Source organism: Mesoterricola sediminis (assembly GCF_030295425.1).
In the GTDB taxonomy this organism is placed as follows: Bacteria; Acidobacteriota; Holophagae; order Holophagales; family Holophagaceae; genus Mesoterricola; species Mesoterricola sediminis.
Genome location: NZ_AP027081.1, coordinates 472,453 through 497,966, shown reverse-complemented (window position 1 = coordinate 497,966; position 25,514 = coordinate 472,453). Strand labels below are relative to the sequence as shown.

The 25,514-nt window shown below is 63.4% G+C and carries 20 protein-coding genes; 11 read left to right on the top strand and 9 right to left on the bottom strand.

Features of this window, described 5'->3' with window-relative positions:
* Positions 1–428: 428 nt before the first annotated feature.
* The 7 genes from R2J75_RS02250 to R2J75_RS02220 all read left to right on the top strand — a co-directional run bounded on the left by R2J75_RS02250 (position 429) and on the right by R2J75_RS02220 (position 7,019).
* Entirely contained in the window at positions 429–815 is a 387-nt protein-coding gene (locus R2J75_RS02250; RefSeq protein ID WP_316410985.1) for a hypothetical protein, read from the top strand.
* Between the two features lie 52 nt (positions 816–867).
* Entirely contained in the window at positions 868–3,012 is a 2,145-nt protein-coding gene (locus R2J75_RS02245) for an RHS repeat-associated core domain-containing protein (RefSeq protein ID WP_316410984.1), read from the top strand.
* A 2-nt stretch (positions 3,013–3,014) separates the two neighbouring features.
* Entirely contained in the window at positions 3,015–3,425 is a 411-nt protein-coding gene (locus R2J75_RS02240; RefSeq protein WP_316410983.1) for a DUF6896 domain-containing protein, read from the top strand.
* Positions 3,426–3,558: 133 nt separating this feature from the next.
* Entirely contained in the window at positions 3,559–3,708 is a 150-nt protein-coding gene (locus tag R2J75_RS02235) for a hypothetical protein (protein ID WP_316410982.1), read from the top strand.
* Between the two features lie 152 nt (positions 3,709–3,860).
* Positions 3,861–5,183 carry an IS5 family transposase gene (locus R2J75_RS02230; RefSeq protein WP_394365872.1) on the top strand — a complete coding sequence of 441 codons (1,323 nt, stop codon included), beginning with the start codon at positions 3,861–3,863 and terminating at the stop codon, positions 5,181–5,183.
* Between the two features lie 127 nt (positions 5,184–5,310).
* Positions 5,311–6,675, top strand: coding sequence for an IS5 family transposase (locus tag R2J75_RS02225; protein WP_316410981.1), 1,365 nt, complete (start codon positions 5,311–5,313; stop codon positions 6,673–6,675).
* A gap of 50 nt (positions 6,676–6,725) precedes the next feature.
* Positions 6,726–7,019, top strand: coding sequence for a hypothetical protein (locus tag R2J75_RS02220; protein WP_316410980.1), 294 nt, complete (start codon positions 6,726–6,728; stop codon positions 7,017–7,019).
* A 288-nt stretch (positions 7,020–7,307) separates the two neighbouring features.
* On the opposite strand, the gene R2J75_RS02215 is transcribed toward R2J75_RS02220, so the two are convergent.
* The 9 genes from R2J75_RS02215 to R2J75_RS02175 form a co-directional block, all read right to left on the bottom strand.
* Entirely contained in the window at positions 7,308–7,721 is a 414-nt protein-coding gene (locus R2J75_RS02215) for a hypothetical protein (RefSeq protein ID WP_316410979.1), read from the bottom strand.
* Entirely contained in the window at positions 7,718–8,572 is an 855-nt protein-coding gene (locus tag R2J75_RS02210; RefSeq protein ID WP_316410978.1) for an N-acetylmuramoyl-L-alanine amidase, read from the bottom strand. The genes R2J75_RS02215 and R2J75_RS02210 overlap by 4 nt, the downstream gene beginning before the upstream one ends.
* A gap of 4 nt (positions 8,573–8,576) precedes the next feature.
* Positions 8,577–9,062: a hypothetical protein gene (locus R2J75_RS02205; RefSeq protein ID WP_316410977.1), complete on the bottom strand. Its 486-nt coding sequence runs from the start codon at positions 9,060–9,062 to the stop codon at positions 8,577–8,579.
* A complete protein-coding gene (locus R2J75_RS02200) occupies positions 9,059–9,817 on the bottom strand; it encodes an RHS repeat-associated core domain-containing protein (RefSeq protein WP_316411595.1) in 759 nt (252 codons plus the stop codon). The genes R2J75_RS02205 and R2J75_RS02200 overlap by 4 nt, the downstream gene beginning before the upstream one ends.
* 166 nt (positions 9,818–9,983) lie before the next feature.
* A complete protein-coding gene (locus R2J75_RS02195; RefSeq protein ID WP_316410976.1) occupies positions 9,984–10,727 on the bottom strand; it encodes a tyrosine-type recombinase/integrase in 744 nt (247 codons plus the stop codon).
* Entirely contained in the window at positions 10,724–11,212 is a 489-nt protein-coding gene (locus R2J75_RS02190) for a hypothetical protein (RefSeq protein WP_316410975.1), read from the bottom strand. Before R2J75_RS02190 ends, R2J75_RS02195 begins: the two co-directional genes overlap by 4 nt.
* Positions 11,213–11,277: 65 nt before the next feature.
* Positions 11,278–13,365, bottom strand: a complete 2,088-nt coding sequence (locus R2J75_RS02185; RefSeq protein WP_316410974.1) for an RHS repeat-associated core domain-containing protein — start codon at positions 13,363–13,365, stop codon at positions 11,278–11,280.
* Positions 13,366–13,417: 52 nt separating this feature from the next.
* A complete protein-coding gene (locus R2J75_RS02180) occupies positions 13,418–17,797 on the bottom strand; it encodes a hypothetical protein (RefSeq protein WP_316410973.1) in 4,380 nt (1,459 codons plus the stop codon).
* Between the two features lie 295 nt (positions 17,798–18,092).
* Positions 18,093–19,061 (bottom strand): 4Fe-4S binding protein, encoded by a 969-nt coding sequence (locus R2J75_RS02175; RefSeq protein WP_316410972.1) that lies wholly within the window; start codon positions 19,059–19,061, stop codon positions 18,093–18,095.
* Between the two features lie 162 nt (positions 19,062–19,223).
* On the opposite strand from R2J75_RS02175, the gene R2J75_RS02170 reads away from it, so the two are divergent.
* The 4 genes from R2J75_RS02170 (at position 19,224) to icmF (ending at position 25,465) form a co-directional block, all read left to right on the top strand.
* A complete protein-coding gene (locus R2J75_RS02170) occupies positions 19,224–19,922 on the top strand; it encodes a hypothetical protein (RefSeq protein ID WP_243330714.1) in 699 nt (232 codons plus the stop codon).
* A gap of 58 nt (positions 19,923–19,980) precedes the next feature.
* Positions 19,981–21,363 carry an MFS transporter gene (locus R2J75_RS02165; RefSeq protein ID WP_243330715.1) on the top strand — a complete coding sequence of 461 codons (1,383 nt, stop codon included), beginning with the start codon at positions 19,981–19,983 and terminating at the stop codon, positions 21,361–21,363.
* 84 nt (positions 21,364–21,447) lie between these two features.
* Positions 21,448–22,248: an alpha/beta fold hydrolase gene (locus R2J75_RS02160; RefSeq protein ID WP_316410971.1), complete on the top strand. Its 801-nt coding sequence runs from the start codon at positions 21,448–21,450 to the stop codon at positions 22,246–22,248.
* Positions 22,249–22,315: 67 nt separating this feature from the next.
* A complete protein-coding gene (gene icmF, locus R2J75_RS02155) occupies positions 22,316–25,465 on the top strand; it encodes a fused isobutyryl-CoA mutase/GTPase IcmF (RefSeq protein ID WP_279342662.1) in 3,150 nt (1,049 codons plus the stop codon).
* Positions 25,466–25,514 lie beyond the last annotated feature (49 nt).

Sequence of the window (25,514 nt, the reverse complement as noted above, 5' to 3'; positions counted from 1 at the left end):
CCCTACTATCTTGTGTACCTCATACTCGAAAAGTTTCATCAAGTTACTGATTTATTTGCTGGTTGTACGTATTGCAGGGCCGACTATTTATAGCAAGATGATTAAATCTGCTCCGAAAAGGCCCTACTGGTCTATCTTAGGTAGGCGGCGAATCAGCAAAGAATTCATTGCAAACGGGCAACTTGAGTAACCAAAATGATATTATTGTGCACGAGAATTCAAATGTACAAATTTCAATGCTAGGAGAATATATGTCCCAGTCGCCAAAGACTTCAATGCTTGGAAAGCTTATTCCAAGCTTTGGACCGAGTGCTGGCATTGCAAATGACTCGTATGATTTTGCGATCGATAAAGGTCTATCGCCCGGGCACTATAGAGTGAACTTGTTTTTTGGTGGGTTGGACCGATAGCTCCCCTCGGCGGCCGCCATGCCCTGGATCAACAATTTCATGTTCACGGGGGCGGAACTCGACCATCTGGCGAATACCAACCAGTTGCCCGGCGGAGCCAGTGGTGTGCCGACGGGCGCCACCTATGATGCCTACGGGAACCTGATCCAGATCTACGCCAAGGCCGGTTCCTCCGGATACCCCTCCCTGAACCTCGCGTACGATGCCCTGGGCCGGGTGGTCCGCATGGTCTACCAGGAGACGGCCGCGAGCGTGCCCCAGGTAGAGGAGTACGCCTATGGAGCCGATGGCCTGCGGGCCTGGATCCGGACCCTGACGGGCGGGGTCCTTTCGACGATCAAGCACAAGGTCTATAACGATAAGCGTCAGCTCGTTTCGGAGTACGAAGCGCAATACGCCCCCTGATCTACCGTCCGGTGTCTGGCAGGCCATCCCTCCGAAACTCAAGCGAGCAGCCATGTTGAACCTCTTCCTTCGCGCCGCAGCCCTCCTCCTCGCCGTCACCCTCGTCCCGGCCCAGGCCCAGACCGGGTCGACGGCTGTCACCCCACCCAAGAAAGCCCTGGCCGCGGGGGCGGGGGGAACCGAGCCCTCCAACGCGCGGATCCTGCTGCCGGCCACGTCCCCCTTCCTGGCCACCGCAGGGGTGCCGGTCGAGTTCAGTGGCGACCTGAACGGTGGGCGATCCCCGAAGTGGACGTTGAACGGCGTCCAGATCGCCACGGGTCTGGGTCCCTTCACCTACACCTTCAGCGCCGCCGGGACGTACACCGTCAACTTCGTGGTCCTTCCGGACAGCGTCTACGCCGGCAGCACCGCATCCGTGGTCGTGCAGGTGATGGCCGCCCAGACCAGGCCGGCCATCTCCGCCTTCACCGCCTCGCCGGCCAGCGTGCCCTTTGGTGGCACCAGCACCCTGGCCTGGTCCACGAGCGGAGGGACGAGTTACACCCTGAGCCCGGGCGGAGGGGTCTCGACCCCCTCCGGGTCCCTTGGGGTGCAGCCCACGGCCACCACCACGTACACCCTCTCGGTCACCAACGGGGTGGGCACCACCCAGGCCACTGCGACCGTCGTGGTCTCCCCCGTGACGGTGACCATCTCGCCCAAGCCCGCCGGGACCTCCGTGGCCGCCGGCAGCGTGAACACCTTCTATGCGACCCTGGCGGGGGTGGGAGGCAGTGCCTCGCAGCAGATCGCCTGGACCGCCTCCGGGGGATCGCCCACCTCGTTCACCGGGCCCGCCTTCACGTGGACCGCGCCCGCGACCGGAACCCCGGTGACCATCACCGCCGCCAGCGTCGCGAACCCCGCGGCGTCCGACAGCTTCACCCTGAACGCAGTACCCCCGGCCACCGTCGCGCTGACCACGCTCCGGGCGGCGATCAATCAGGGCGAGAGCACCGTGCTGAACTGGTCCGTCTCCGGTGCGTCCGCCCAGACCCTGAACGGGGAGCCCGTTGAAGCCAACGGGAGCAGATCGGTCAGCCCCACGACCACGACCACCTATGTCCTGGCCGCCACCAACGCGATGCAGGTCCAGACCGTCCAGACCCTGACCGTGAAGGTGATGGGGATCCTGGGCTGGAAGCGCGACATCGTCTACCTCGGGACGCGCGAAGTGGGTGTCGTCGAAAACAATGGCACCCTGCACACCACCCTCGTGGACAGCCTCGGAAGCCCCCGCTTCGAGGTCAACGAGGCCGGCACCGTGGAAGGCGAGCAGAAGTACCTGCCCTTCGGCATGCTCGCCTGGCCAGGGGAGAAACTGGAAACCGGCAAGGGGTTCACGGGGCACGAGCAGACAGATCCCTCTGGCCTCATCTACATGCAGGCGCGCTTCTACCTGCCGATGTATGGACGGTTCGCGAGCCCGGATCCTGCAAGGGATCAGCACTTCGAGCAGACGCAGAGTTGGAACATCTACAGCTACGTCCAGAACAACCCGGTGATGATGCTGGATCCAAACGGGATGGCAGGAGTGCCATGGTATCTGGGGGGCAATTCCACCATCGTCGATAAGACTCTTAATGCTCTTTACTCCGCGACAGTGACCCATAACCCCGGGTTTCAGGTCGTTGCTCAAGCTACCGACGTTGTTTCCGCGGGAATTAACGCCGTTGGAAACCAGGACATCCCGATGCTTAGCAACATAGGGAAGGATGCAGAAAACGGTGCTGGCGCAAAGGACCTGTTACTGAACCGTTCCATGGAAGTACCCACAGCCGTAATGGAGGGGGAGGTTGGAGGTGCCTTACTCGGAAGGGCAACAAGCTTCCTTGCGAGAAGTGAAGCCGGAGCAGTTGCTCAAGAATTGAAGGCGTCTTATTCGCCAAATACACTGCTGAGCAGACAGTCATCATCCGAAATGAGTGGAAGCCTAATCAAAAGAATGGCAAAGGATATGAAGGCTAACGGATTCGATGCTTCCAAGCCTATTCAAATTGCAGTTGTTGATGGGAAGCGAATTATCCTGGATGGTCATCACCGCGTAGCTGCTGCGATTAAAGCAGGAATTAGGGAAGTTCCGGTTCTTATCAAGAAGGTTTCAGACAAGGAGGGGGCCGAGCTATTGCGGCAGGTTGCTGAGGCCAGGAGCTAAATATGAAGCACAACTTTGAATTATTACTTGCAGAATTTGTTGGGGTTCAATCCGGTTTGGTTGAAAGGCTTTCATACCAATTCAAGGTTGACGAATTGTGTTTTGGGGTTCCTGCGCGTGGTCAAATTGAACTAAATGGCTATCACTGGAGCTTCAATAAACATGGACTTGGGGTAAAATTTGTGGCTTCGAATGGAGATGTGGTTGATTGCCACAAAAGACTCGATATGCCTCAATATTTTGATGCATGGCGTTTGTCTCTATATTTTTCGTCTAAGGACATTAAGAATGTTCTGGTTTGCGGGAAGAAGGTCGGCGTTTCTGAGCGAGAAATTGCGAAGTCACTTGTGGAATTATCAAGACTAGGCACAATTATTAATGGTGAAGGCGATGAGCTATTTAGGCTGTCGTGATTGAAGGCCAAGGAAGGCATTAGTCGGCCCTGTATTACGTACAACCAGCAAATAAATCAGTAACTTGATGAAACTTTTCAAGTATAAGGTACACAAGATAGTAGGGGGCGACCCCCCGGATTCCGGTGTACCGATGAAGCCCAAGCCCAAGGCAACCACCCACGAACGCCCCCTGATGGGAACCATGCGCCTGGACCTGGCCCTGGACATGAACCACGAGCTGGTCCGCCTTGCCGCGGCCATCGATTGGGATGCAATCGCCGCTGAATTCCGGCCCATGTAGTCGGCCCTGCATTACGTACAACCAGCAAATAAATCAGTAACTTGATGAAACATTTCAAGTATGAGGTACACAAGATAGTAGGGGGCGACCCCCCGGATTCCGGTGTACCGACGAAGCCCAAGCCCAAGGCAACCACCCACGAACGCCCCCTGATGGGAACCATGCGCCTGGACCTGGCCCTGGACATGAACCACGAGCTGGTCCGCCTTGCCGCGGCCATCGATTGGGATGCAATCGCCGCTGAATTCCGGCCCATGTACTGCCCCAACAACGGCAGACCGGCGGTCCCCACCCGGCTCATGGCCGGCCTCCAACTCCTCAAGCACACCTTCAACCTCTCCGACGAGCTGACCGTTGCCCGCTGGGTTGAGAACCCCTACTGGCAGTTCTTCTGCGGCGAGGAGTTCTTCCGCCATGACTTGCCCGTTCATCCGACCCAGATGACCCGCTGGCGGCAGCGGATCGGCGAGAAGGGCGTGGAGAAGCTGCTCCAGATCACGATCGAGGCGGGCAAGGCCACCCGGACCATCACCGAGACGAGCTTCGACAAGGTCATCGTGGACACCACCGTCCAGCCGAAGAATGTGCAGCACCCCACCGACGCGCGCCTCTACCGCAAGGTTCATGCAGCCATGCTCCGCGTGGCCAAGGACGAAGGTCTGGTCCTGCGCCAGAGCTACCGCCGGATGATGGACCGGGCCTTCCGCAAGCACGGCGGCCATTCCAAGGCCAGGCAATTCAAGCGCGCCAAGAAGGTCCTGAAGAGCCTGAAGACCATGGCCGGCCGGGTGATGCGCGATGTCGAGCGGAAGATGTCCGATGTCGCCTTCGACCGCAACAAGCGGACCATGATTCTGGCGGAGCTCATTCTCGGTCAGACCCGGCTCACCAAGGGCAAGATCTACAGCCTGCATGCACCCGAGGTGGAGTGCATCGCCAAAGGGAAGGCCCACCGCCCCTACGAGTTCGGGGTGAAGGTCAGCCTTGCCGTCACGCACAAGGAAGGCTTCGTCGTCGGCATTCAGACCTGCCCGGACAACCCCTACGATGGCCACACCTTGGAAGGTCAACTCGACCAGGTCGAGCGGCTCACAGGCAGGGTTCCGGCCCACACCTTCGTTGACCGAGGATACAAGGGGCATGGAGTTCCCGAGGAACGAAGCCGGGTCCTGATCAGCGGCACCCGGAAGCTTGGCTACACCCTCAAACGCCACCTACGACGGCGATCCGCGGTGGAGCCGGAGATCGGGCACATGAAAGCGGATGGGTTGCTGGGACGGAACTTCCTCAAGGGCATGGCAGGGGACGCGATCAACGCGATCCTCTGCGGGGCCGGGCACAACATGCGGAAGATCCTGGCCCGACTCAGGGCCCTTTTGTACCTGCTCACCGGCAACGCCTGGGAGGCCCTACAATCCCTTTGCCGTCACCTGGAGGTGCTCCGGTTTCATCAGGAGGCCTCTGGGGCCATCTGAATGCCGTGAGGGGTTTCGCAGGGTCGACTACGTACAACCAGCAAATAAATCAGTAACTTGATGAAACTTTTCAAGTATAAGGTACACAAGATAGTAGGGGGCGACCCCCCCGGATTCCGGTGTACCGATGAAGCCCAAGCCCAAGGCAACCACCCACGAACGCCCCCTGATGGGAGCCATGCGCCTGGACCTGGCCCTGGACATGAACCACGAGCTGGTCCGCCTTGCCGCGGCCATCGATTGGGATGCAATCGCCGCTGAATTCCGGCCCATGTACTGCCCCAACAACGGCAGACCGGCGGTCCCCACCCGGCTCATGGCCGGCCTCCAACTCCTCAAGCACACCTTCAACCTCTCCGACGAGCTGACCGTTGCCCGCTGGGTTGAGAACCCCTACTGGCAGTTCTTCTGCGGCGAGGAGTTCTTCCGCCATGACTTGCCCGTTCATCCGACCCAGATGACCCGCTGGCGGCAGCGGATCGGCGAGAAGGGCGTGGAGAAGCTGCTCCAGATCACGATCGAGGCGGGCAAGGCCACCCGGACCATCACCGAGACGAGCTTCGACAAGGTCATCGTGGACACCACCGTCCAGCCGAAGAATGTGCAGCACCCCACCGACGCGCGCCTCTACCGCAAGGTTCATGCAGCCATGCTCCGCGTGGCCAAGGACGAAGGTCTGGTCCTGCGCCAGAGCTACCGCCGGATGATGGACCGGGCCTTCCGCAAGCACGGCGGCCATTCCAAGGCCAGGCAATTCAAGCGCGCCAAGAAGGTCCTGAAGAGCCTGAAGACCATGGCCGGCCGGGTGATGCGCGATGTCGAGCGGAAGATGTCCGATGTCGCCTTCGACCGCAACAAGCGGACCATGATTCTGGCGGAGCTCATTCTCGGTCAGACCCGGCTCACCAAGGGCAAGATCTACAGCCTGCATGCACCCGAGGTGGAGTGCATCGCCAAAGGGAAGGCCCACCGCCCCTACGAGTTCGGGGTGAAGGTCAGCCTCGCCGTCACGCACAAGGAAGGCTTCGTCGTCGGCATTCAGACCTGCCCGGACAACCCCTACGATGGCCACACCTTGGAAGGTCAACTCGACCAGGTCGAGCGGCTCACAGGCAAGGTTCCGGCCCACACCTTCGTTGACCGAGGATACAAGGGGCATGGAGTTTCCGAGGAACGAAGCCGGGTCCTCATCAGCGGCACCCGGAAGCTCGGCTACACCCTCAAGCGCCACCTACGACGGCGATCCGCGGTGGAGCCGGAGATCGGGCACATGAAAGCAGACGGGTTGCTGGGACGGAACTTCCTCAAAGGCATGGCAGGGGACGCGATCAACGCGATCCTCTGCGGGGCCGGGCACAACCTCCGGAAGATCCTGGCCCGCCTCAGGGCCCTTTTGTACATGCTCACCGGCAACGCCTGGGAGGCCCTACAAGCCCTCTGTCGTCACCTGGAGGTGCTCCGGCTCGATCGGGAGGCCTCTGGGGCCCTGTGAATGTCGGGAGGGGTTTCGCAGGATCGACTATCTCAATGCGCGGAGGCCGGATGAGGAAGCGTTTCTATATCGTGTATTCATCGATCTGGCTTATGGTAACCATCGCCTACCTCATGTCCTGCTTTGATGGGGCTTACTCTGAATGGATGTACCAAGGCGTCGAGGTGGTTACTTGGCCATGGGTCAAATTCTTGGGCGACTTTGGCTTGGGACTTGAAAAAAAATACAGTTTTTCATTTTTGATTTTGCTTTCTCGAATTGGAATTGAGGTTGGGATCCCAGCCTTACTGGATCTGTTTCTAGTCGAAGTTCTTCTGCGAGGCGTGAAACGGGTCCGAAGATAGAGGACAGGTTGGTGCCGCGGTTAGAGAAAAGCGTCATGATGTCCTGGGCATTTTTATTGGATCATCAAGCGTACGATGGTTTCCAATTCGTGCAGCCCTTTCATGGGGCCTGCTCCGACAGCATGGTGTGTGGACGCCAGCTTTTAATCTCGGAGGCCCTTTGACCCGCGCCATCCAGGAATGTGGTCCGCGGGCCCCGGCTTAGTCGTGGTCCGAAACCATCGTCAGCAACACCAGGGCAGGTTGTATACAAGGGTTTCTGCAAGTTAGCGTCAGGCTACATTGGGTCTAGTTGCCCATTTTCCCCTTTGAAAACCCAAACTCAATCGACTCCAACTTTTCAATATTAAGACTATTGTCTTCCTTTAGGCGGAATCTCATGTAGTAGCCCGAGACCAATTTCAGGCGATCATTCACAACAACCAGCAACAGTTTGATAGTGTTTACAAATCCACTGTCATCATCAAATTTAATTTGCAATAGCTCTGAGTTCCCATACAGGCCAAGAAAGTCCACACTGATTGATTTACCAGCATAGCGCTTCCCAAATGCGTCTAGACGGGAAATTCCAGAATCACCGAGCGCAAAGACTATAGGAACATTGGCTTTTTTTGACTTATATATTCCCCAATAGTTCTCATTCTCCCCCGCAAACAGTGGAGACAACGACAGGAGGATGATAAAACATGCATAACGCATCACTTGCCTCCCAAATAACCAATAATTCCCGCTGCAATATCTCTACCTATTGCCACAGCGCCATTTCGGAGAACCGAAAGGTCCCTGGCATTGCTGATAAAGCCAGCCTCAACCAGAACTGCCGTTCCCTTGAATGCATTTAATACATACAAATCACTTCTTGCCGAAAGCCCTCTACCTACCAATTGGGTGTTGGAAGCCAATATGGACTGCGCCAATGCCTTGCTAGCAGCATCCCCGTCCTTGTAGCAGACAGAAAATCCATTGGCGCCAGCGCTTTCACTCGAATTAATGTGAATGCTCACGAAAATACTTGCCCCTGTTGCAGTATCAATCCTCCACTGCAGCTGTGTCCCGGCATCCTGCACATCCCCTGTTCGGGTCATCAAGACATCATACCCTTTATCCTTCAGGATAGAATAGGTTGAATTGGCTATATTTAGCGCAAAATCCTTCTCGTAGTCCTTGCCATTAACAGCACCGGGGTCAACCTGTTTATTTTTATTGTTGTGATCACCATGCCCAGGGTCGATCGCAATGGTGCCTGTTTGCGACGTTGAGGCGGAATGACCACGCTTGCCTCCGAAAGGCCGACCAGTACTCCCAGTCATTAAAAATTGTTTCTTCTCTTCGGCGCTAAGCGCCAAAAGTCCACTTGGATCAATCATCATCACGGGGTTGTTCCGAACGTAACTGTAGATGTTCCAACTCTGAGTATCTTTGAAGTGCTGGTCCCTCGCCGGATCAGGGTTCGCGAACCGTCCATACATCGGCAGATAGAACCTAGCCTGCATGTAGATGAGCCCCGACGGATCGGTCTGCTCGTAGTTGGCGAACCCTTTGCCAAGATTCATTTAGCTACGGCAATACGAGATTGCCACGCTGATTGACATTTCCTCTTTCCTCTTTTATTCGAGGGCGAAATTGGTTTCCGATAAACAAGTCGGGAAACATGCCCCGAAAGACATCAAGGATCATAGATTGTGAATTCCGATCTATGGCATATTGCTTATCGCGGTATTCGACACTAGTTGCACCGGCGTGAATCCAAAAAGCAAACGCTACTTCATCAATTTGAATTTCCACCTTTAGTCTGTAATTTTTTGGAAGCCTGGTATTGGCCTTTTGAGATTTTGCCACTGTCATAAAAAGCAAGCCACATAACAATTCAGCGTCCTTGCGAGCCGACAAACACTCCTCTCTGCCTGATCCGACAGCAATGTCTTGAGAAAGACTCACCTGTGTGTTAACCAGAGGATTTAGCCCTCTGATACATATTCCATCGGTTCCAGCAAAAGAATAGATGCTGCAACACAAAAAAAATAAGCAGCGCGGAAATCTCATCTTTGCCCCTTTCGCCTGGCTTCCTCTAACCTCTTTTGGACTGTGGGTTCGACAGGATTCCTGCTTGTACTATCCTTTACTTTTACATCATTTCCAGTCGAATTCTTTCTTGATGGCTCCCCCAGCTGTTTGGCAATTTTATTTTCTTTCTCAACAGCCCGTCTTTCCTCCTTGTTGTCGTAAGGAGGGGCCGCGCTTCGATCTATTCCTTTCTCGCCTACTCGGTCCTTTTCCATTTTGTGAATGATCTCATGCGCAAGGGCGAGGGCGGGGGATTGCACCTCTCCGGTTTCTGACGTCCTGTCATTCGGGTTATCAATCACCGCAGTGCCTATTTGCGGATTCCATTGAATTTCGTCACCTGCGCTATTTGTATAATAAACCCGCGTATCGACCTTCAAATCAAGGTTAATGGTATCGGAGTTTTTAATCGTGTTAATGTAATTAACAATTTCCCGCCCAGCTTGGCTTTTAGCTAGATATGCCATTGCCCGATCAAGTTCCGCAGTGGCATTACCCGATAGAACAAGTTTTTGTCCATCCGGATCAAGGAAGGAGACGGGGTTGTTTTGGACGTAACTGTAGATGTTCCAGGATTGGGTCTGCTCAAAGTGTTGGTCCCTCGCTGGGTCTGGTGACGCGAATCTTCCCCACATGGGCAGATAGAACCGAGCCTGCATGTAGATGAGGCCTGAGGGGTCAGTCTGCTCGGCATCAGCGCTCTGATGCCTCGGTGGTCGCCAGCGGGAGAGAATTCCTTATGGGACAAGGATTTTCAAAGATCGTGGGACCATTGTAGCCCGGGAGACCCCCTGACCCGACTTTCCAGCGCACTTCAGCGTCCTTGGGCGGCTAAAGAAGGAAGCACAAGCAGAGAGGCCGGCCCATTCCGCCCGGCCTCCCTGGTTGTCCCGCCCCCGTTCAGTCCTCCGGACTCTCCTCAGCCTCGAGCTCCAACTGCGCCAACAGGTCCTCGGCGGTGGGCTCCGGGTCCTCCTCCTGCCTCCGCTTCACCGACTCCGGCAGCTTCCCGGGGTGGGTGGCCGCGTGGATGGCCTTCAACTGGCGGATGCTCACCTGGGTGTAGATCTGGGTCGTCGTCAGACAGGCGTGGCTCAGCATCCCCTGGATGAACCGGATGTCCGCCCCGTTCTCCAGCATAAGTGTCGCCATGGTGTGCCGCCAGATGTGGCAGCTGCCGCGCTTGCCCAGGTTGGCCTTGTCGACATAGTCCCGCGCCAGCCGGGTCAGGTGCGTGGGCCGAAGTTCCTCCCCCAGCTCCGTAAGGAACAGCCCTCCGTGGTCCCGCCCTGTCACCAGGTCCGGCCTGCCCCGGTCCCGCCAGGCCGCGATCCAGGCCAGCGCCCGGTCCCCCACGGGCACCATCCGGTCCTTCCTCCCCTTGCCCTGGCGGATCATCACCGTCCCGCGGTCGAAGTCCACGTCGTGGATCCGCAGCCCGATCAGCTCCAGCCGCCGCATCCCCGTGCTGTACAGGGTCTCCAGGATGGCCCGGTCCCGCAGGCCCAGGGTTGAGCCCACGTCGGGCACGGCCAGCACCGCCTCGGCCTCCTTCTGGGTCAGTACGGCCTTGGGCAGCCGGTGCTCCATCCGGGGCAGCTCCAAGTCCATGGCCGGGCTGTAGAGGAGGTGCCCCTCCTTCACCAACTACATGAATCCAAGACAGATGTGATGTATTTAACTTTTGTTGGGCCACTGCCAATTAGCGATGCGCGAAGCTTCGACACCTTCTCTGATCCAATTGGCTCGACTTTATTTAAAACCAAAAACACTAACGGAGTAAGGCAATTCGGTGAATTCTTCAGCAGTTGTTTAACATCCTCGTCTATTTCACGCCCCCAATCCATGTAATCGAAATACATCCTCCAAAACGTGGCTTCAGGATCGCCCGTTTTGGATATGCAGTCGTCTAACAGTACTCTCGAACGACTGCTTGCCAATTTAACAAAATCCATTGGCAGCTTGAGTCCGGAATGTAAACCATAATCTGTCACACACCAATAAAGCACAGCAAGGTCAACTACAGAATGGTGGTCATCTGGATATTCCTCAAGCCACTCCTCATAATGCTTTGCTGCAGATTCAATCTGACCATCGAGCTCAATCTTGTGGATTTGATTTAGATTCATCTTTTTTCCTTAATCGCATTAACGCCGGCATTAATAATCTTATCTGCCCTCGTTAGAACCCAAACCTAACCCTGTTGCGTATTCTGCACGAATGCCTGAACTCCATTCTTTGCCGCGTCAGCAGTCATCAGTCCTCTTTGAACGGCTTGAGCAGAATCAACCAAGTTCCTGCTGTTCTGGGTAACACCTTGGAACATTGCGGCTGCTGCTTCCTGCCCAGCCTTGGTTGTAGGGTTCACATGCCCTTCTGCATCTCTAAAAATATGGCCGGCTCGGTTCCAGTCAAAGCTTGCCCCACTGCCACGAGATAGGAGATTAGAGAGGCCGTCCTTGGCCGCCCCCGCCCCCCGAAGGACGGCATCCTTAACATGCCCGGACTTTTCTATTAAGTAGTTCCCCGCGAATGTTAATCCAGCACCAATAGCTCTCCCACGACCAGCGAGCCATCTACCACCTGCCGCTAGGGCTGTGCCTGCACCAGCTTCTGCTGCCGCATAAGGTGCAACCGTCGCTGCAGCACCGGCAGCGTATGCGGTCCCTGCACCATTGTTGAATTGCCTCGATGCTTCAGGACCGAACCGTTCTCCAATCCTTTCGTGGGCAGTTGCCAGTGCTTCGGCAACGCCATCATCAAACATCCCGGTTGGGTCTGTATGCGTAATGGGATTGTTCCGCACGTAGCTGTAGATGTTCCAGGACTGCGTCTCTTCGAAGTGCTGATCTCTAGCCGGTTCGGGGCTGGCGAAGCGTCCATACATGGGCAGGTAGAACCTAGCCTGCATGTAGATGAGCCCCGACGGATCGGTCTGCTCGTGCCCCGTGAACCCCTTGCCGGTTTCCAGTTTCTCCCCTGGCCAGGCGAGCATGCCGAAGGGCAGGTACTTCTGCTCGCCTTCCACGGTGCCGGCCTCGTTGACCTCGAAGCGGGGGCTTCCGAGGCTGTCCACGAGGGTGGTGTGCAGGGTGCCATTGTTTTCGACGACACCCACTTCGCGCGTCCCGAGGTAGACGATGTCGCGCTTCCAGCCCAGGATCCCCATCACCTTCACGGTCAGGGTCTGGACGGTCTGGACCTGCATCGCGTTGGTGGCGGCCAGGACATAGGTGGTCGTGGTCGTGGGGCTGACCGATCTGCTCCCGTTGGCTTCAACGGGCTCCCCGTTCAGGGTCTGGGCGGACGCACCGGAGACGGACCAGTTCAGCACGGTGCTCTCGCCCTGATTGATCGCCGCCCGGAGCGTGGTCAGCGCGACGGTGGCCGGGGGTACTGCGTTCAGGGTGAAGCTGTCGGACGCCGCGGGGTTCGCGACGCTGGCGGCGGTGATGGTCACCGGGGTTCCGGTCGCGGGCGCGGTCCACGTGAAGGCGGGCCCGGTGAACGAGGTGGGCGATCCCCCGGAGGCGGTCCAGGCGATCTGCTGCGAGGCACTGCCTCCCACCCCCGCCAGGGTCGCATAGAAGGTGTTCACGCTGCCGGCGGCCACGGAGGTCCCGGCGGGCTTGGGCGAGATGGTCACCGTCACGGGGGAGACCACGACGGTCGCAGTGGCCTGGGTGGTGCCCACCCCGTTGGTGACCGAGAGGGTGTACGTGGTGGTGGCCGTGGGCTGCACCCCAAGGGACCCGGAGGGGGTCGAGACCCCTCCGCCCGGGCTCAGGGTGTAACTCGTCCCTCCGCTCGTGGACCAGGCCAGGGTGCTGGTGCCACCAAAGGGCACGCTGGCCGGCGAGGCGGTGAAGGCGGAGATGGCCGGCCTGGTCTGGGCGGCCATCACCTGCACGACCACGGATGCGGTGCTGCCGGCGTAGACGCTGTCCGGAAGGACCACGAAGTTGACGGTGTACGTCCCGGCGGCGCTGAAGGTGTAGGTGAAGGGACCCAGACCCGTGGCGATCTGGACGCCGTTCAACGTCCACTTCGGGGATCGCCCACCGTTCAGGTCGCCACTGAACTCGACCGGCACCCCTGCGGTGGCCAGGAAGGGGGACGTGGCCGGCAGCAGGATCCGCGCGTTGGAGGGCTCGGTTCCCCCCGCCCCCGCGGCCAGGGCTTTCTTGGGTGGGGTGACAGCCGTCGACCCGGTCTGGGCCTGGGCCGGGACGAGGGTGACGGCGAGGAGGAGGGCTGCGGCGCGAAGGAAGAGGTTCAACATGGCTGCTCGCTTGAGTTTCGGAGGGATGGCCTGCCAGACACCGGACGGTAGATCAGGGGGCGTATTGCGCTTCGTACTCCGAAACGAGCTGACGCTTATCGTTATAGACCTTGTGCTTGATCGTCGAAAGGACCCCGCCCGTCAGGGTCCGGATCCAGGCCCGCAGGCCATCGGCTCCATAGGCGTACTCCTCTACCTGGGGCACGCTCGCGGCCGTCTCCTGGTAGACCATGCGGACCACCCGGCCCAGGGCATCGTACGCGAGGTTCAGGGAGGGGTATCCGGAGGAACCGGCCTTGGCGTAGATCTGGATCAGGTTCCCGTAGGCATCATAGGTGGCGCCCGTCGGCACACCAATGGCTCCGCCGGGCAACTGGTTGGTATTCGCCAGATGGTCGAGTTCCGCCCCCGTGAACAGGAAATTGTTGATCCAGGGCATGGCGGCCGCCGAGGAGCTATCGGTCTGGCTCTTGGTCATGTTACCGAAGGCATCGTAGGCAAAGGTCTGCGTGAGGGTCACGCCGTGCGGCACGGGGACCGTCGCGGAGACCAGGCGGTCCAGGGCGTCGTACCCATAGGTATTCTCCCCATCCCCCGTGAGCCGGCCCGCCAGGTCGTAGGTGTACGTCCACTGGCGGTACGGGGAGGCATTTCCTCCCACGTAATGGCTGATGGAGGTCAGCCCAACCTGGTCGGGCCGGCAGGTGAAGAAGGAGGAGGCCCCCTGGCTGCCATAGACCAGGGAGAGGGGATTCCCGGTCACGGGGTCGACGGAATTCACGAATCCCAGCCGCTTCGAGGCCCCCTCCCCGATCCGGTGCAGGACCTCCATGGGCAGCCCGAGCGCATCGTTGAAGGCGGTCGCGAGGGTCCGGGGAGCCTCGCCTTCCAGACCCTGGAAAGTCGTGCCGATCCGGTTGCCGTAGGGGTTCGTGGCAAAGGCCTGGGTGTAGGTGGTCCCCTCGATGGTCGTGGCGAGGGTCTCCAGCCACCCCGTCGCGGCATTGTAGGTGTAGGCCTGGGAAATGGCCCCATCCTGGGCCCGCAGGAGCTTGCCGGGCACGATTGCACTTGTGACCGGGTCGCGGTCATAGGCGAAGGATTGCTGGACACTGGAAGGTCCGCCAGCCACGCCGGCCGAGGACACCGAGACCACGCGCCCGAGGGCATCGTAGACGCGGGTCACCTCCAGGCCTTGGACCCCGTACGTGGTGGCCCCCGGTTTCCCCTGGACGGTGAACTGGCTGTACAGGGTGGTCCCGCTTTCCGGCTGGGTCAGCGCCGTCAGCCAGTAGAGGGGGCCGTACGCCCACTGCCGCGACTGGCTCCGGCCTCCACCGCTCTGGACGACCTCCAGGATCCGGCCGCCGTCGTCAAAGGTCATGCGGGTCTGGTCGTCGCCCTGGGACAGGTTCTTGATGAGGACCGTCCGACCCAGGGGGTCCGAGACGAATTCCGTGGTTTTTTCGGCCGCGGTGCCACCCGCGACGGTGACCATCCGGGAGAGCCCGGCGTAGGTGGTTCCGGTGGCCACGCCATTGGGGTCGAGCAGGCTGCTGGGCCTCCCGTGGGCATCGAAGCCGTACCGAGTGGCGGCCACGCTGGCCGTGCTCTCCGTTTCGCTCCCGCTGCCGGGAAGCCAAACGGTCTCCGTGACCTTTCGGCCGAGCACATCGTAGTCGAGCCGCTGGTGGGACCAAGTGCCCGTCCCCATGGCCCGTTGGACCAGGATCAGTTCCCCGAATCCATTGTACCGGACCTTGCTCTGGGGACCCAGGGCACCCCGGGTGACCGTCGCCCCGAGGTTGTCGGCGTCATAGGTGATGGAGGTGGGGGCCTCCAGAGACGAGGCGGGGAGAATGGCCTTCAGACGGCCAGCCGCGTCCCACTGGTAGCCGTGGGTCACCCCGTCCGCCTGGGTCTGGCTCAGGGGGCGGCCGAAGGCATCCTGGGTCTGCCGGAGCGTCCACGCCACGCCTTTAGGCTTGATGGACGTCAGGAAGCCCCGCGCGTCATACTCATACTGATCGATGCCCACGTCGCCGGACTGACCCAGGCCCACGCCGACAGGAGCGGCGCCTGAAAGGGTGACCGAACCCAGGCGGTTGGTGCCGCTGAGGTAGGTAAAGGCGGTGGTCACGGAGCCCCCGCCGGCGTCCAAGGTGGAGCTGAGGAGGTTTCCGCTGGCCTCCCAGACGAGGGTCCGGGTCGGCTGCCCGGTTTTCGATTCGGTGGCTGACCTGGCGGGCCACCAGTTCAGCCAGTCGGACTGGTAGGTCTTGGTGGTGGACTGGTCGAAGGAGGATGCGGGCGGCGCGGCCGGCGCCAGGTCCGGGTAGCCCCACTCGAAGGTGAACAGCGGGGCGGTGTAGGCCCGGTTCACGAAGGTTTTCCATCCACGGTTCCCGCCGTCCCAATCGCGTTTCTCCTCCAGCCGGAGGACGCCCGTGTCCTTGTTCAGACTCTGCTTGCGGGCCAGATCGGGGATGCTGGCGACGGTGAGGGCGCCCGTGGGATTGCCCACCCTGCAGAAGGTGAACCGGTCGAGGCGCTCGATGGAGAAGGCGCTGCTGGAGGCGGCCTCGACGCCCAGGTCCGACTGCCAGTCGGTGCCCGGCGCATAATGCCGGATCTCCCGGACCTGGTGCTTCAGGAAGGCGAGGGTCTGGACCAGATCCTGGTCGCTGCTGGTGCCCGGGGTCACGGATGTCGTGCCGGGAATGGGCCCGGTGTACAGGGTCAGGGTGACGGACTGGTCCGGATGGGTGATCGCGTCGTAGAAGGCGGTGTCCGCCCAGCCGCCACTGGAGGCGCTGCTGAAGTCGGGCGTGGGCACGACCCGGGTGTGGGTCGTCACCCGGTTGTTGTCCTGGATGGCCGACACCCCGAAGAAATACTGGGGGTAGGCATAGGGCGGCGCGGGCAGGAAGCCGGTGAAGACATCGGAACCGCACAGGTTCTTCCGCCAGGGATAGGCCTTCCAGGTCAGGGTCACGGTGCGCCCGGGCATGGTGACCTGGTACAGCTGGGTCACCGCGACGGGGACGGCGGTCTGGGTCTGCGCCTCCACCACCTGCAGCCCTTCGCCCTCGCGGGCGCCGCGGGTCTGGTAGCCGAAGGTCACGTCCTCCCCGGTGTCGCCATCGACGCCGCTGCCCTCCCGCCGCAGGCGAAGGGGCTGGACGTTCGTCCGGAACAGGTCCGGCTGGATGCCACCGTTGATGGTCCCGCCGATGTTGGTGGTGCCCTCCAGGATGTAGCGGGACTGACCCCCGAAGCCGTCGCCCACGTAGGTGAACGTGACCGTGCCCTGCTCGGTGGGATAGGCGCTCAACCGCGGATCCTGGAGGATCGGAAAGGAGACCGGCGCGCCGGTCGGCACCGGCTGGAGGCGCACCTCCAGCCGCTCCCCCGCGACGATCGGTTCTCCGTTGCGGGTCCAGGTGGCATCGAAATCCACCCCGTTGTTCTGGCCGGCCGGGTTGTGGTTGAATTCGATGGCCTCCCCGAACCGGTCCAGGATCCGGCGGACCTGATAGCGGCCGGTCCGGAGGGGCGCGTACTCCTTCCCGTAGCTGTGGTTGATCGTCCGTGGGAAGGGAACGGATACGTTCGCGTACGTGGGGTAGTCGTACACGTATTCCACGGCCACCTCGCCGGTGACGACGAGGATCCTGCGGGGAAAGTACTGGTAGAAGGAAGGATCGCCCGCCACCCAATCCGCGTTGTTCTGGTCCACCTCGCTCATGAGGGGGAAGGCCGGGTCCTCCAGGCCCAGGATCAATTCATCCCGCGCCCCCACCTTGATGAAAGGTACCTTGAAATCATAGGCGTCCCCCCGGGCATTGAGCCCGCACACCTGGGTCGAGGACGGATAATTGAAGGCCGTGAGGACGGCTCGGCCCCTGTCCGCGACCATCTCCGCTGGGGGATCCCCGATCATGGAACTGGAGGTGCCGTCCGGCAGGGTGAAATTCGTCGTCAGGTTGTGGCGGTGGGAATCGTTCAGCAGGAGATCGAAGGTTCCCGGACTGAAGGAGGCGCCCCCGCCGCTCATCACCGTGTACTGGCTGTACCAGGAGTTGTACCAGGCGACCACGGCCTGATAGGCCATGGCTCTGTCACACCAGAGGTTGGGCCAGGCGTCGGGGGGGGTGCCCGTGATCTGCTCCCCCCAGAGGGTGGCGGCGAACCGACCCCGGAGGGCGGGGGTGAAGTGGAGGGCTCCCCGGCCGATGCCGGGGCCCAGCTTGAAATCGATGGACACCGCGCCCGAGGGCCCGTCCACTTCGACGGGACCGTTCAGGGTCACCGGGGTCCGCGCCCGGTCGTACTGCACCTCCGAGAAGGAGGACTGGAACGCCTGGCCGGCCACCGGAAGCGTCGTCAGGCCGAGGACAAGGAGGCGCGTGATGCCGGGCAAAGGACGCATGCAACACCTGGGGCAGGTTCGGGCGAGGGCGCCCGGCGCCGGAGGTCTCGCATGTCAGGGATGGGGCTGGGAGCCTAGGATAACCCGCGGGCCCGCCCAGACCCCGGTGAGGCCGTGGACAGCACCCTCCTGCCCGCGGATGGCAGATCTGGCGGGGCGGGCTGCACATAAAACTTTAAATAAATGATTGCAAGAGGGTGGAATACCACGACTTGACCGGGTCTTTCCCCGCTCAATATCCAACGTGCCCTGCCCGGGGGCAAGGCCCCGTCGCGGGTCCCGCCCGGTCCTGCCCCTACCGGTCCTCCAGGTAGAGCTGCCGGTAGTCCTGGGGGGTGATCACGGTGCGCCACTGGCCGGTGGCCATGGCGAAGCCGGTGACGCCGCCGAAGAGGGCGAGGACGAGGACCGCGAAGAGCCAGGTGGGAACAGCCCGGCCGCCGGGGGCGTTCATGCGGAGGGTCGCCTTCTCGGGGCAGGCCGCCACGCAGCGGTAGCAGGCGGAGCAGTCATCGGTGCGCACGGTCCGCACGGCATGCACCTGGATCCGGGCGGGACAGGCGCGCGTGCATTTCCGGCACCCGGTGCAGGTGGCGGCCTCGCGCCGGATCTTGAGGGGGCTGGCGAAGGCCAGCAGGCCCAGGAGGGCGCCGTAGGGGCAGAGGTAGCGGCACCAGGCGTTCTCCACCGCCAGCCCCAGGAGGGCCAGGAGGGCGATCACGGTGAAGGTCGTCGGGCTGATGTGGGCGAAGAAGCCGTACATGCGCAGGTCCGCCGCGGCGTTGAAGGGGCTGTAGAGGAAGGCGCCCAGGGCGGGCAGGTCCATGCGGAGGGTGGTCCAGGCGAAGAAGGCGAGGAGGAGGTACTTGAGGCCCCGCAGGGGCAGGTCCACCCAGCGGGGGGGCGCGAACCGCCGGGGCAGGATCCGCGCGCCCAGGCGCTCCAGGAGCTCGCCCAGGGTGCCCACGGGACAGATCCAGGCGCAGAAGGCCTTGCGCAGGAGGAGGGCCACCAGGAGGACCGCCACGAAGACGAAGAAGCCGGCGGGATGCAGCTCGCAGATCCGGCCGGTCAGGATCCAGTACTTGAGGCTGAGCAGGGCGCTGATGGGCAGGAAGGCCTCGGCCCCGGGCGGGTGCGGCACGTAGGCGGCGTTGGCGGGATCGGCACACCAGGTCATGAACAGGTGGAACTCGACGCCGATCCACGCGCAGAGGCCCAGGAAGGCCGCCTGCACGGCGTGGCGCCAGGGGAAAGGCTTCAACCAGGACGACTTGGCCACCGCACACCTCTTCCAAGAACCTACCATCCGGGCCGGGGTATTTCGGATAGGCCCCTCCGATTTGTGACCAGCGTCCTACCAAATGAAACCTTTATTTGGTGGAGGCCATCCAGGGAAGCGTGCATCCCGCACCAAGGACCGTCCATGCCGCGTTCGCTCACCCCGTTTCTCCTGGCCCTGGCGGCCCTGGCGCCGGCCCAGGCCGGCACCTTCCAGCTGGTGAACCGCTCCCAGGGCACCTGGACGCTCTCGGCCCCGGCCAGCCCCGGCGGCTCCACGCGCCAGGTGGTGCTGCGGCCCGGGGAGGTCCACGCGGTGCCGGTGGCGACCGGTGAAGCCCGCTTCCTCGTGGAGGACGGGCGAGGGCAGTCCCTCCTGGCGCTGCGCCTGGCCTGCGCGCCCGCCGAGGCGGAAGGCCAACCGGAAGCCCTGCGGGCCGACGTGGTCTGCACGGAGGCCCGGGCGGAAGCCTGGGCCCCCGCGGTCATCCGGGTGGCCGAGGCCCCGGACAGCGCGGGCCTGGAGGTGGCCTTCCAGTTGGACGCCTGGCCAGACCCCGCGGCCGCCCAGATCAGCAGCCCGGCCCTGTCCCCGACGACGGCCGCCCAGGTGGACCAGCTCCTGGGCCTCCGCCTCTCCCCCCTCCAGGTTCCGGACGCGCCCCGGGCGATCCCGGACAGCTCGCCGGCCCCGGCGCAGGCGCCGGCCCTCGCGGAGGATCTGGCGCCCCTGGACCTGCCAGCTCCGGCGGCCTTCACCCGGGTCTGGGCCCTGCCGGGGGAGAGCCTCCTGGACGTGGCGGGTCCCCGGCCCCTGCCCCCTGCGGCGGCCCCCGCCGACTGAGCCCTGGAAGGCCCCACCCGGGCGTGCGAAGCTGATCGGGTACCGATCTGGAGCTTCCATGACTTCGCAGCGCCCGACCCCCGGGACGGCACCCGCCTTCCCGAGCAGCTTCTGGACCGCCAACGGCACCGAACTTTTCGAGCGGGCCGCCTACTACGCCATGGCCAGCTTCGTGGTCCTCTACCTGGGCCAGCTGGGCTTCGGCGCGTACTGGCCCAGCTTCCTCAATTCGAGCGTCCTGTGGTTCCTGGTCTACTTCCTGCCCATCCTGTCGGGCTCCCTGGCGGACCAGTACGGCTTCAAGCGGAGCCTCCTCGTCGCCTTCGTCCTCCTGGCCGTGGCCTACTTCCTCATGGGCTGGCCCGTGTGGTTCGGGGGGGCCCGCCTCTCGCCCACCCTGAGCGCCGAGGTGACGGTGGGCTGGCGCACCGCCGTGCCCATCATCGCCGGGGTGGTGATGATCGGCCTGGGCGGCAGCATCGTGAAGCCCTGCATCGCCGGCACGGTGCAGAAGACGGCCGGCGCCCGCAAGACCCTGGGCTTCGGCATCTTCTACATGATCATCAACGTCGGCAGCCTGGTCGGGCGCGGCGTGGCCTTCTACTTCCGGCGCCGCTTCGACCTGAGCGCCATCTTCGCGGTCTCCATGGCCGCCGCGGTGGTGGCGTTCTTCGTGGTGCTCGTGGTCTTCAAGGACCCGGACGTGGAGATGGGCAACACCGCGCGCAAACCCTCCCGCCCCCTCGGCGACATCCTGGCCGGCATGTTCAAGGTCCTGGCCAACGGCCGCTTCACCATGTTCCTCGTGGTGTCCAGCGGCTTCTACTTCATCTACAACCAGGTCTACAACCTGCTGCCCCTCTACGTGAAGCGCACGGTGGAGCTGTCCCCGGCCATGGACCTGTACACCATGGCCAACCCCCTGGTCATCGTCTGCTTCCAGATGCTGATCACCCTCACCTTCGGCAAGCTGGCCCCCATCAAGTCCATCGTGGTGGGCACGGTGATCATCGGGCTCTCCATGCTCATCAACCTGGTGCCGGTCTTCGCGGCGGGCGGGGTCTCGGCCTCCGTGGCGGGCCTCGTGCCCATGGGCTCCCTGTTCATCGTGCTCACGGTGGCCCTGATCGCCTTCGGCGAGCTCTTCGCGTCCTCCCGGCTCTACGAGTACATCGGCTCCCTGGCGCCCAAGGGCCAGGAGGGCCTCTTCCTGGGCTACGCCAACATCCCCATGGCGGTCGGGGCCCTCATCGGCGGCCCCGCCGGCGCCTACCTCTTCAACGGCATCATGTGCCGGGGGGCCGAGAAGCTGCCCAACGGCCTGCTCCGCCTGGACCCCCGGGCCGCCACCACGGGCTGGGTCATCCTGGCGGCCATCGGCCTCTGCTCCGCGGCCAGCATGTACGCCTACAACCTCTGGCTGAGGCGCCAGGAGGCCTGAGGTTCACGATCATTCGACATTTCAATATTTAAGGATCGAATGTAAGGCGTGAAAGCCCGGGCGGGCTGTGCCAGAATGCCCCCCGTGATTCCCGTCCCATCCCTTCCCTCGGAGACCTTCGCCCTCCAGGCCTGTGGCCGCCGGCTGCGGGCCCGGCGGCTTCTGCCACCGGAAGCTCGTCCGGACGCCCCCACCCTGGTCTTCCTGCACGAGGCCCTGGGCAGCGTCACCCAGTGGCGGGACTTCCCCGACGCCCTCGCGGGCGCCCTGGGATGGCCGGCCCTCGTGTACGACCGCTATGGCCACGGGGGCGCCGAGCCCCGGACCCGCCCCCAGACCCGCGCCGACTTCGACGCGGAACCGGAGGTCGCCCTGCCCGCCGTCCTCGACGCCTGTGGCATCGCTCGCCCGGTCCTCGTGGGCCACAGCGACGGGGGCACCTTCGCGCTGCGCTTCGCGGCCCGTTTCCCGGACCGGCCCCTGGGAGTCCTGACCCTGGCGGCCCACGTCTTCGTGGAGGAGGTCACCCGGACCGGCGTGGCCACGGCCCTGAAGGCCTACCGGGAGGGCGGCCTCCGCCGGGGCCTGGCCCGGCACCACGGCGCCGGCCTGGACGCCATGTTCGAGGGCTGGGCCGGACTCTGGCTTTCCGAGGCCCACCGCGGCTGGTCCATCGTGGAGGAACAGCGGGCCGTCCGGGCCCCGGTGCTGGCCCTCCAGGGCGCGGCGGACCCCTACGGCACGCCGGCCCAGGTGGCGGCCATCGCCGCGGCGACGGGTGGCCGCGGCACCCTGTTGCCCGCCTGCGCCCACGCGCCCCATCTGGAGGCGCGGACGGCGGTCCTCGCGGAAGCCCTGCCCTTCCTCCGGGCCCTGGGGCCCTGACGCCGTCCGGAAGCTTCCCTTGGCCTGACGGAGAATGAGAACATGTCTCGCCCACCCCGGAGCCTCCATGAAGGGAACCGACCAGCCGATCCGGATCATCACCGCCGCGGCCCTCTTCGACGGCCATGACGCCGCCATCAACCTGGTGCGGCGCCTCCTGGTGGCCCAGGGGGCCCAGGTGGTCCACCTGGGCCACAACCGGGGCGTGGACGAGATCGTGAAGGCCGCGGTGGAGGAGGACGCGGACGCGGTGTGCGTCAGTTCGTACCAGGGCGGCCACGTGGATTTCTTCACCTACCTCGCCCGCCGGCTGCGGGAGGCGGGGGCGGGGCACGTGCGGGTCTTCGGCGGCGGGGGCGGGGTCATCCTTCCCGCGGAGGCGGCGGCCCTGGAGGCCGCGGGGGTGGAGAAGATCTACACGCCGGACGACGGCATGCGCCTGGGGGTGGACGGCATGATCGCCGACCTGCTGGGCCGGGCCCGGTCGCCGGAACCGCGCCCCCGTCCCGCGGCGGCCTGGTCGGACCGGCCGGGCCTGGCCCGGGCCCTCGGCGCGGCCCTGGACGGCGGGGAGCCCCCCGCTCCCGGCTCGCGCTGCCCGGTCATCGGGTTCACGGGCACCGGCGGGGCGGGCAAGAGTTCCCTGGTGGATGAACTGGTCCGCAGGCTCCTCCTGGACCATCCGGACCTGCGCGTGGCCGTGCTCGCCATCGATCCCACCCGCAAGGCCTCCGGCGGGGCCCTCCTGGGGGACCGCCTCCGCATGGGCACGGCCTCGGATCCCCGGGTCTTCTTCCGCAGCGTGGCCGGCGGCCCGGACCTGGCGGCGCGGGTGCGGGCGGGCGCAGCCGTCCTCCAGGCGGCCGGGGCCAGCCTCGTGCTGGTGGAGACGAGCGGCATCGGCCAGGCGGATACCGAGATCACGGAGATGTCGGACCTGCCCGTGTACGTCATGACGAGCGACTTCGGCGCCGGGACCCAGCTCGAGAAGATCAACATGCTGGACTTCGCCCGCCTCGTGGTGGTCAACAAGTTCGAGGACAAGCGCAGCGAGGACGCCCTCCATGCGGTCCGGCGCCAGGTGCGCCGGAACCGGGGCCTCCCCGCCCAGGTGCCGGACGAGGCCCTGCCCGTGTACGGCACGGTGGCCGGCCATTTCGATGATCCGGGGGTGGACCGCCTCTACCTGGACCTCCTGGCCCGCCTCCGGGAGGACCACGGCCTGCCGCTGGCCTCCGCCCTCCCCGATCCGGGCCCCCTCGCCTTCTCCAGTGACCGGGCCGCCCCCATCGTCCCCTTCGGTCGGGCCCGCTACCTCCAGGAGATCGTCTCCGCCGTGCGCGCCTACCACCGGGACACCGAGGCCCTCGCCGCCAAGGCGGACCGCCTCCAGGCCCTGGAGACGGCCGCGGCGGAGGTGCCCGAGGCGGCGGCGGCCGCCGCCCGCGCCCGGGCGGACCTTGGCCCCGAGGGGGAGCGCCTCCTGGCGCGCTGGGAGGCCCTGAAGGCCGCCTACGGGGGCGACGCCTTCACCTACGCGGTGCGGGACCGGGAGGTGAAGGTCCCCCTGACGGTGACCTCCCTGGCGGGAACCCCCGTGCGCAAGGTGGAGCTGCCCGCCACGGACCGCTACGGCGACCTGGTGCGCTTCCTCCGGCTGGAGAACGTTCCCGGGAGCTTCCCCTTCACCGCCGGCGTCTTCCCCTTCCGCCGCACCGACGAGGATCCCAAGCGCCAGTTCGCCGGCGAGGGCGGCCCGGAGCGCACCAACCGCCGGTTCCACTTCCTCTGCCAGGGCGACGCCTCCCGCCGCCTCTCCACGGCCTTCGACTCGGTGACCCTCTACGGGGAGGACCCGCACGAGCGCCCCGACATCTACGGGAAGATCGGCGAGAGCGGGGTGAGCGTGGCCACCCTGGACGACATGAAGCGGCTCTTCCAGGGCTTCGACCTCTGCGACCCGGCCACCTCCGTGTCCATGACCATCAACGGGCCGGCCCCCGTCATCCTGGCCATGTTCTTCAACGCGGCCGTCGACCAGCAGCTGGAGAAGCGCCGCGCCGAGGGCCCCCTCACCCCCGTGGAGGAGGCCCAGGTGCGCGAGGCGTCCCTGGCGGCGCTGCGCGGCACGGTCCAGGCCGACATCCTCAAGGAGGACCAGGCCCAGAACACCTGCATCTTCTCCATCGAGTTCGCCCTGAAGATGATGGGCGACGTCCAGGACTTCATCGTCCGCAACCGGATGCGCAACTACTACTCCGTCAGCGTCTCCGGCTACCACATCGCCGAGGCGGGGGCCAACCCCGTCACCCAGCTGGCCTTCACCCTCGCCAACGGCTTCACCCTCGTCGAGTACTACCTGAGCCGGGGCATGGCCATCGACGACATCGCCCCCAGCCTCTCCTTCTTCTTCAGCTCGGGCCTGGACCCGGAGTACTCGGTCCTGGGCCGCGTGGCCCGCCGCATCTGGGCCGTGGCCCTCCGGGACGTGTACGGCGCCCGGGAGCGGAACCAGAAGCTCAAGTACCACATCCAGACCTCGGGCCGCTCCCTCCACCTCAAGGAGATGAAGTTCAACGACATCCGGACCACGCTCCAGGCGCTCACCGCCCTGCTGGACAACTGCAACTCCCTCCACACCAACGCCTACGACGAAGCCCTCACCACCCCCACCGAGGAGTCGGTGCGCATCGCCATGGCCATCCAGCTCATCCTCACCCGGGAGTGGGGCGTGTACTGGAGCGAGAACGCCCTGCAGGGCAGCCACTTCTTCGAGCGGCTCACGGCGAGGGTGGAGGAGGCGGTGCTGGAGGAGTTCCTGGCCCTGGACGCCCGCGGCGGCGTCCTGCGCGCCATGGAGACCCAGTACCAGCGCTACCGGATCCAGGAGCAGTCCCTCCTCTACGAGACCCGGAAGCACTCGGGGGAGCTGCCGGTGGTCGGGGTCAACACCTTCGTCCGGGACGCGGAGGAGGCCCAGGCCCAGCCCATCAGCCGCGCCAGCGCCGAGGAGAAGGACGCCCGCCTCGCCAGCCTCCGGGCGTTCCAGGCCCGGCACCGGGAGGCCGCGGGCCCGGCCCTCGACCGGCTCCGGGACCAGATCCGGCGGGGGGCCAATGTCTTCGACGTCCTGATGGACACCGTGCGTGTCGCCAGCCTGGGCCAGATCACTTCCGTCCTCTACGAGATGGGTGGAAAATACCGGCGCTCCATGTGAACGCAAAAATCCGCGTTTCCGCTCCAAGCCCAATCATGTTCAACTTTGT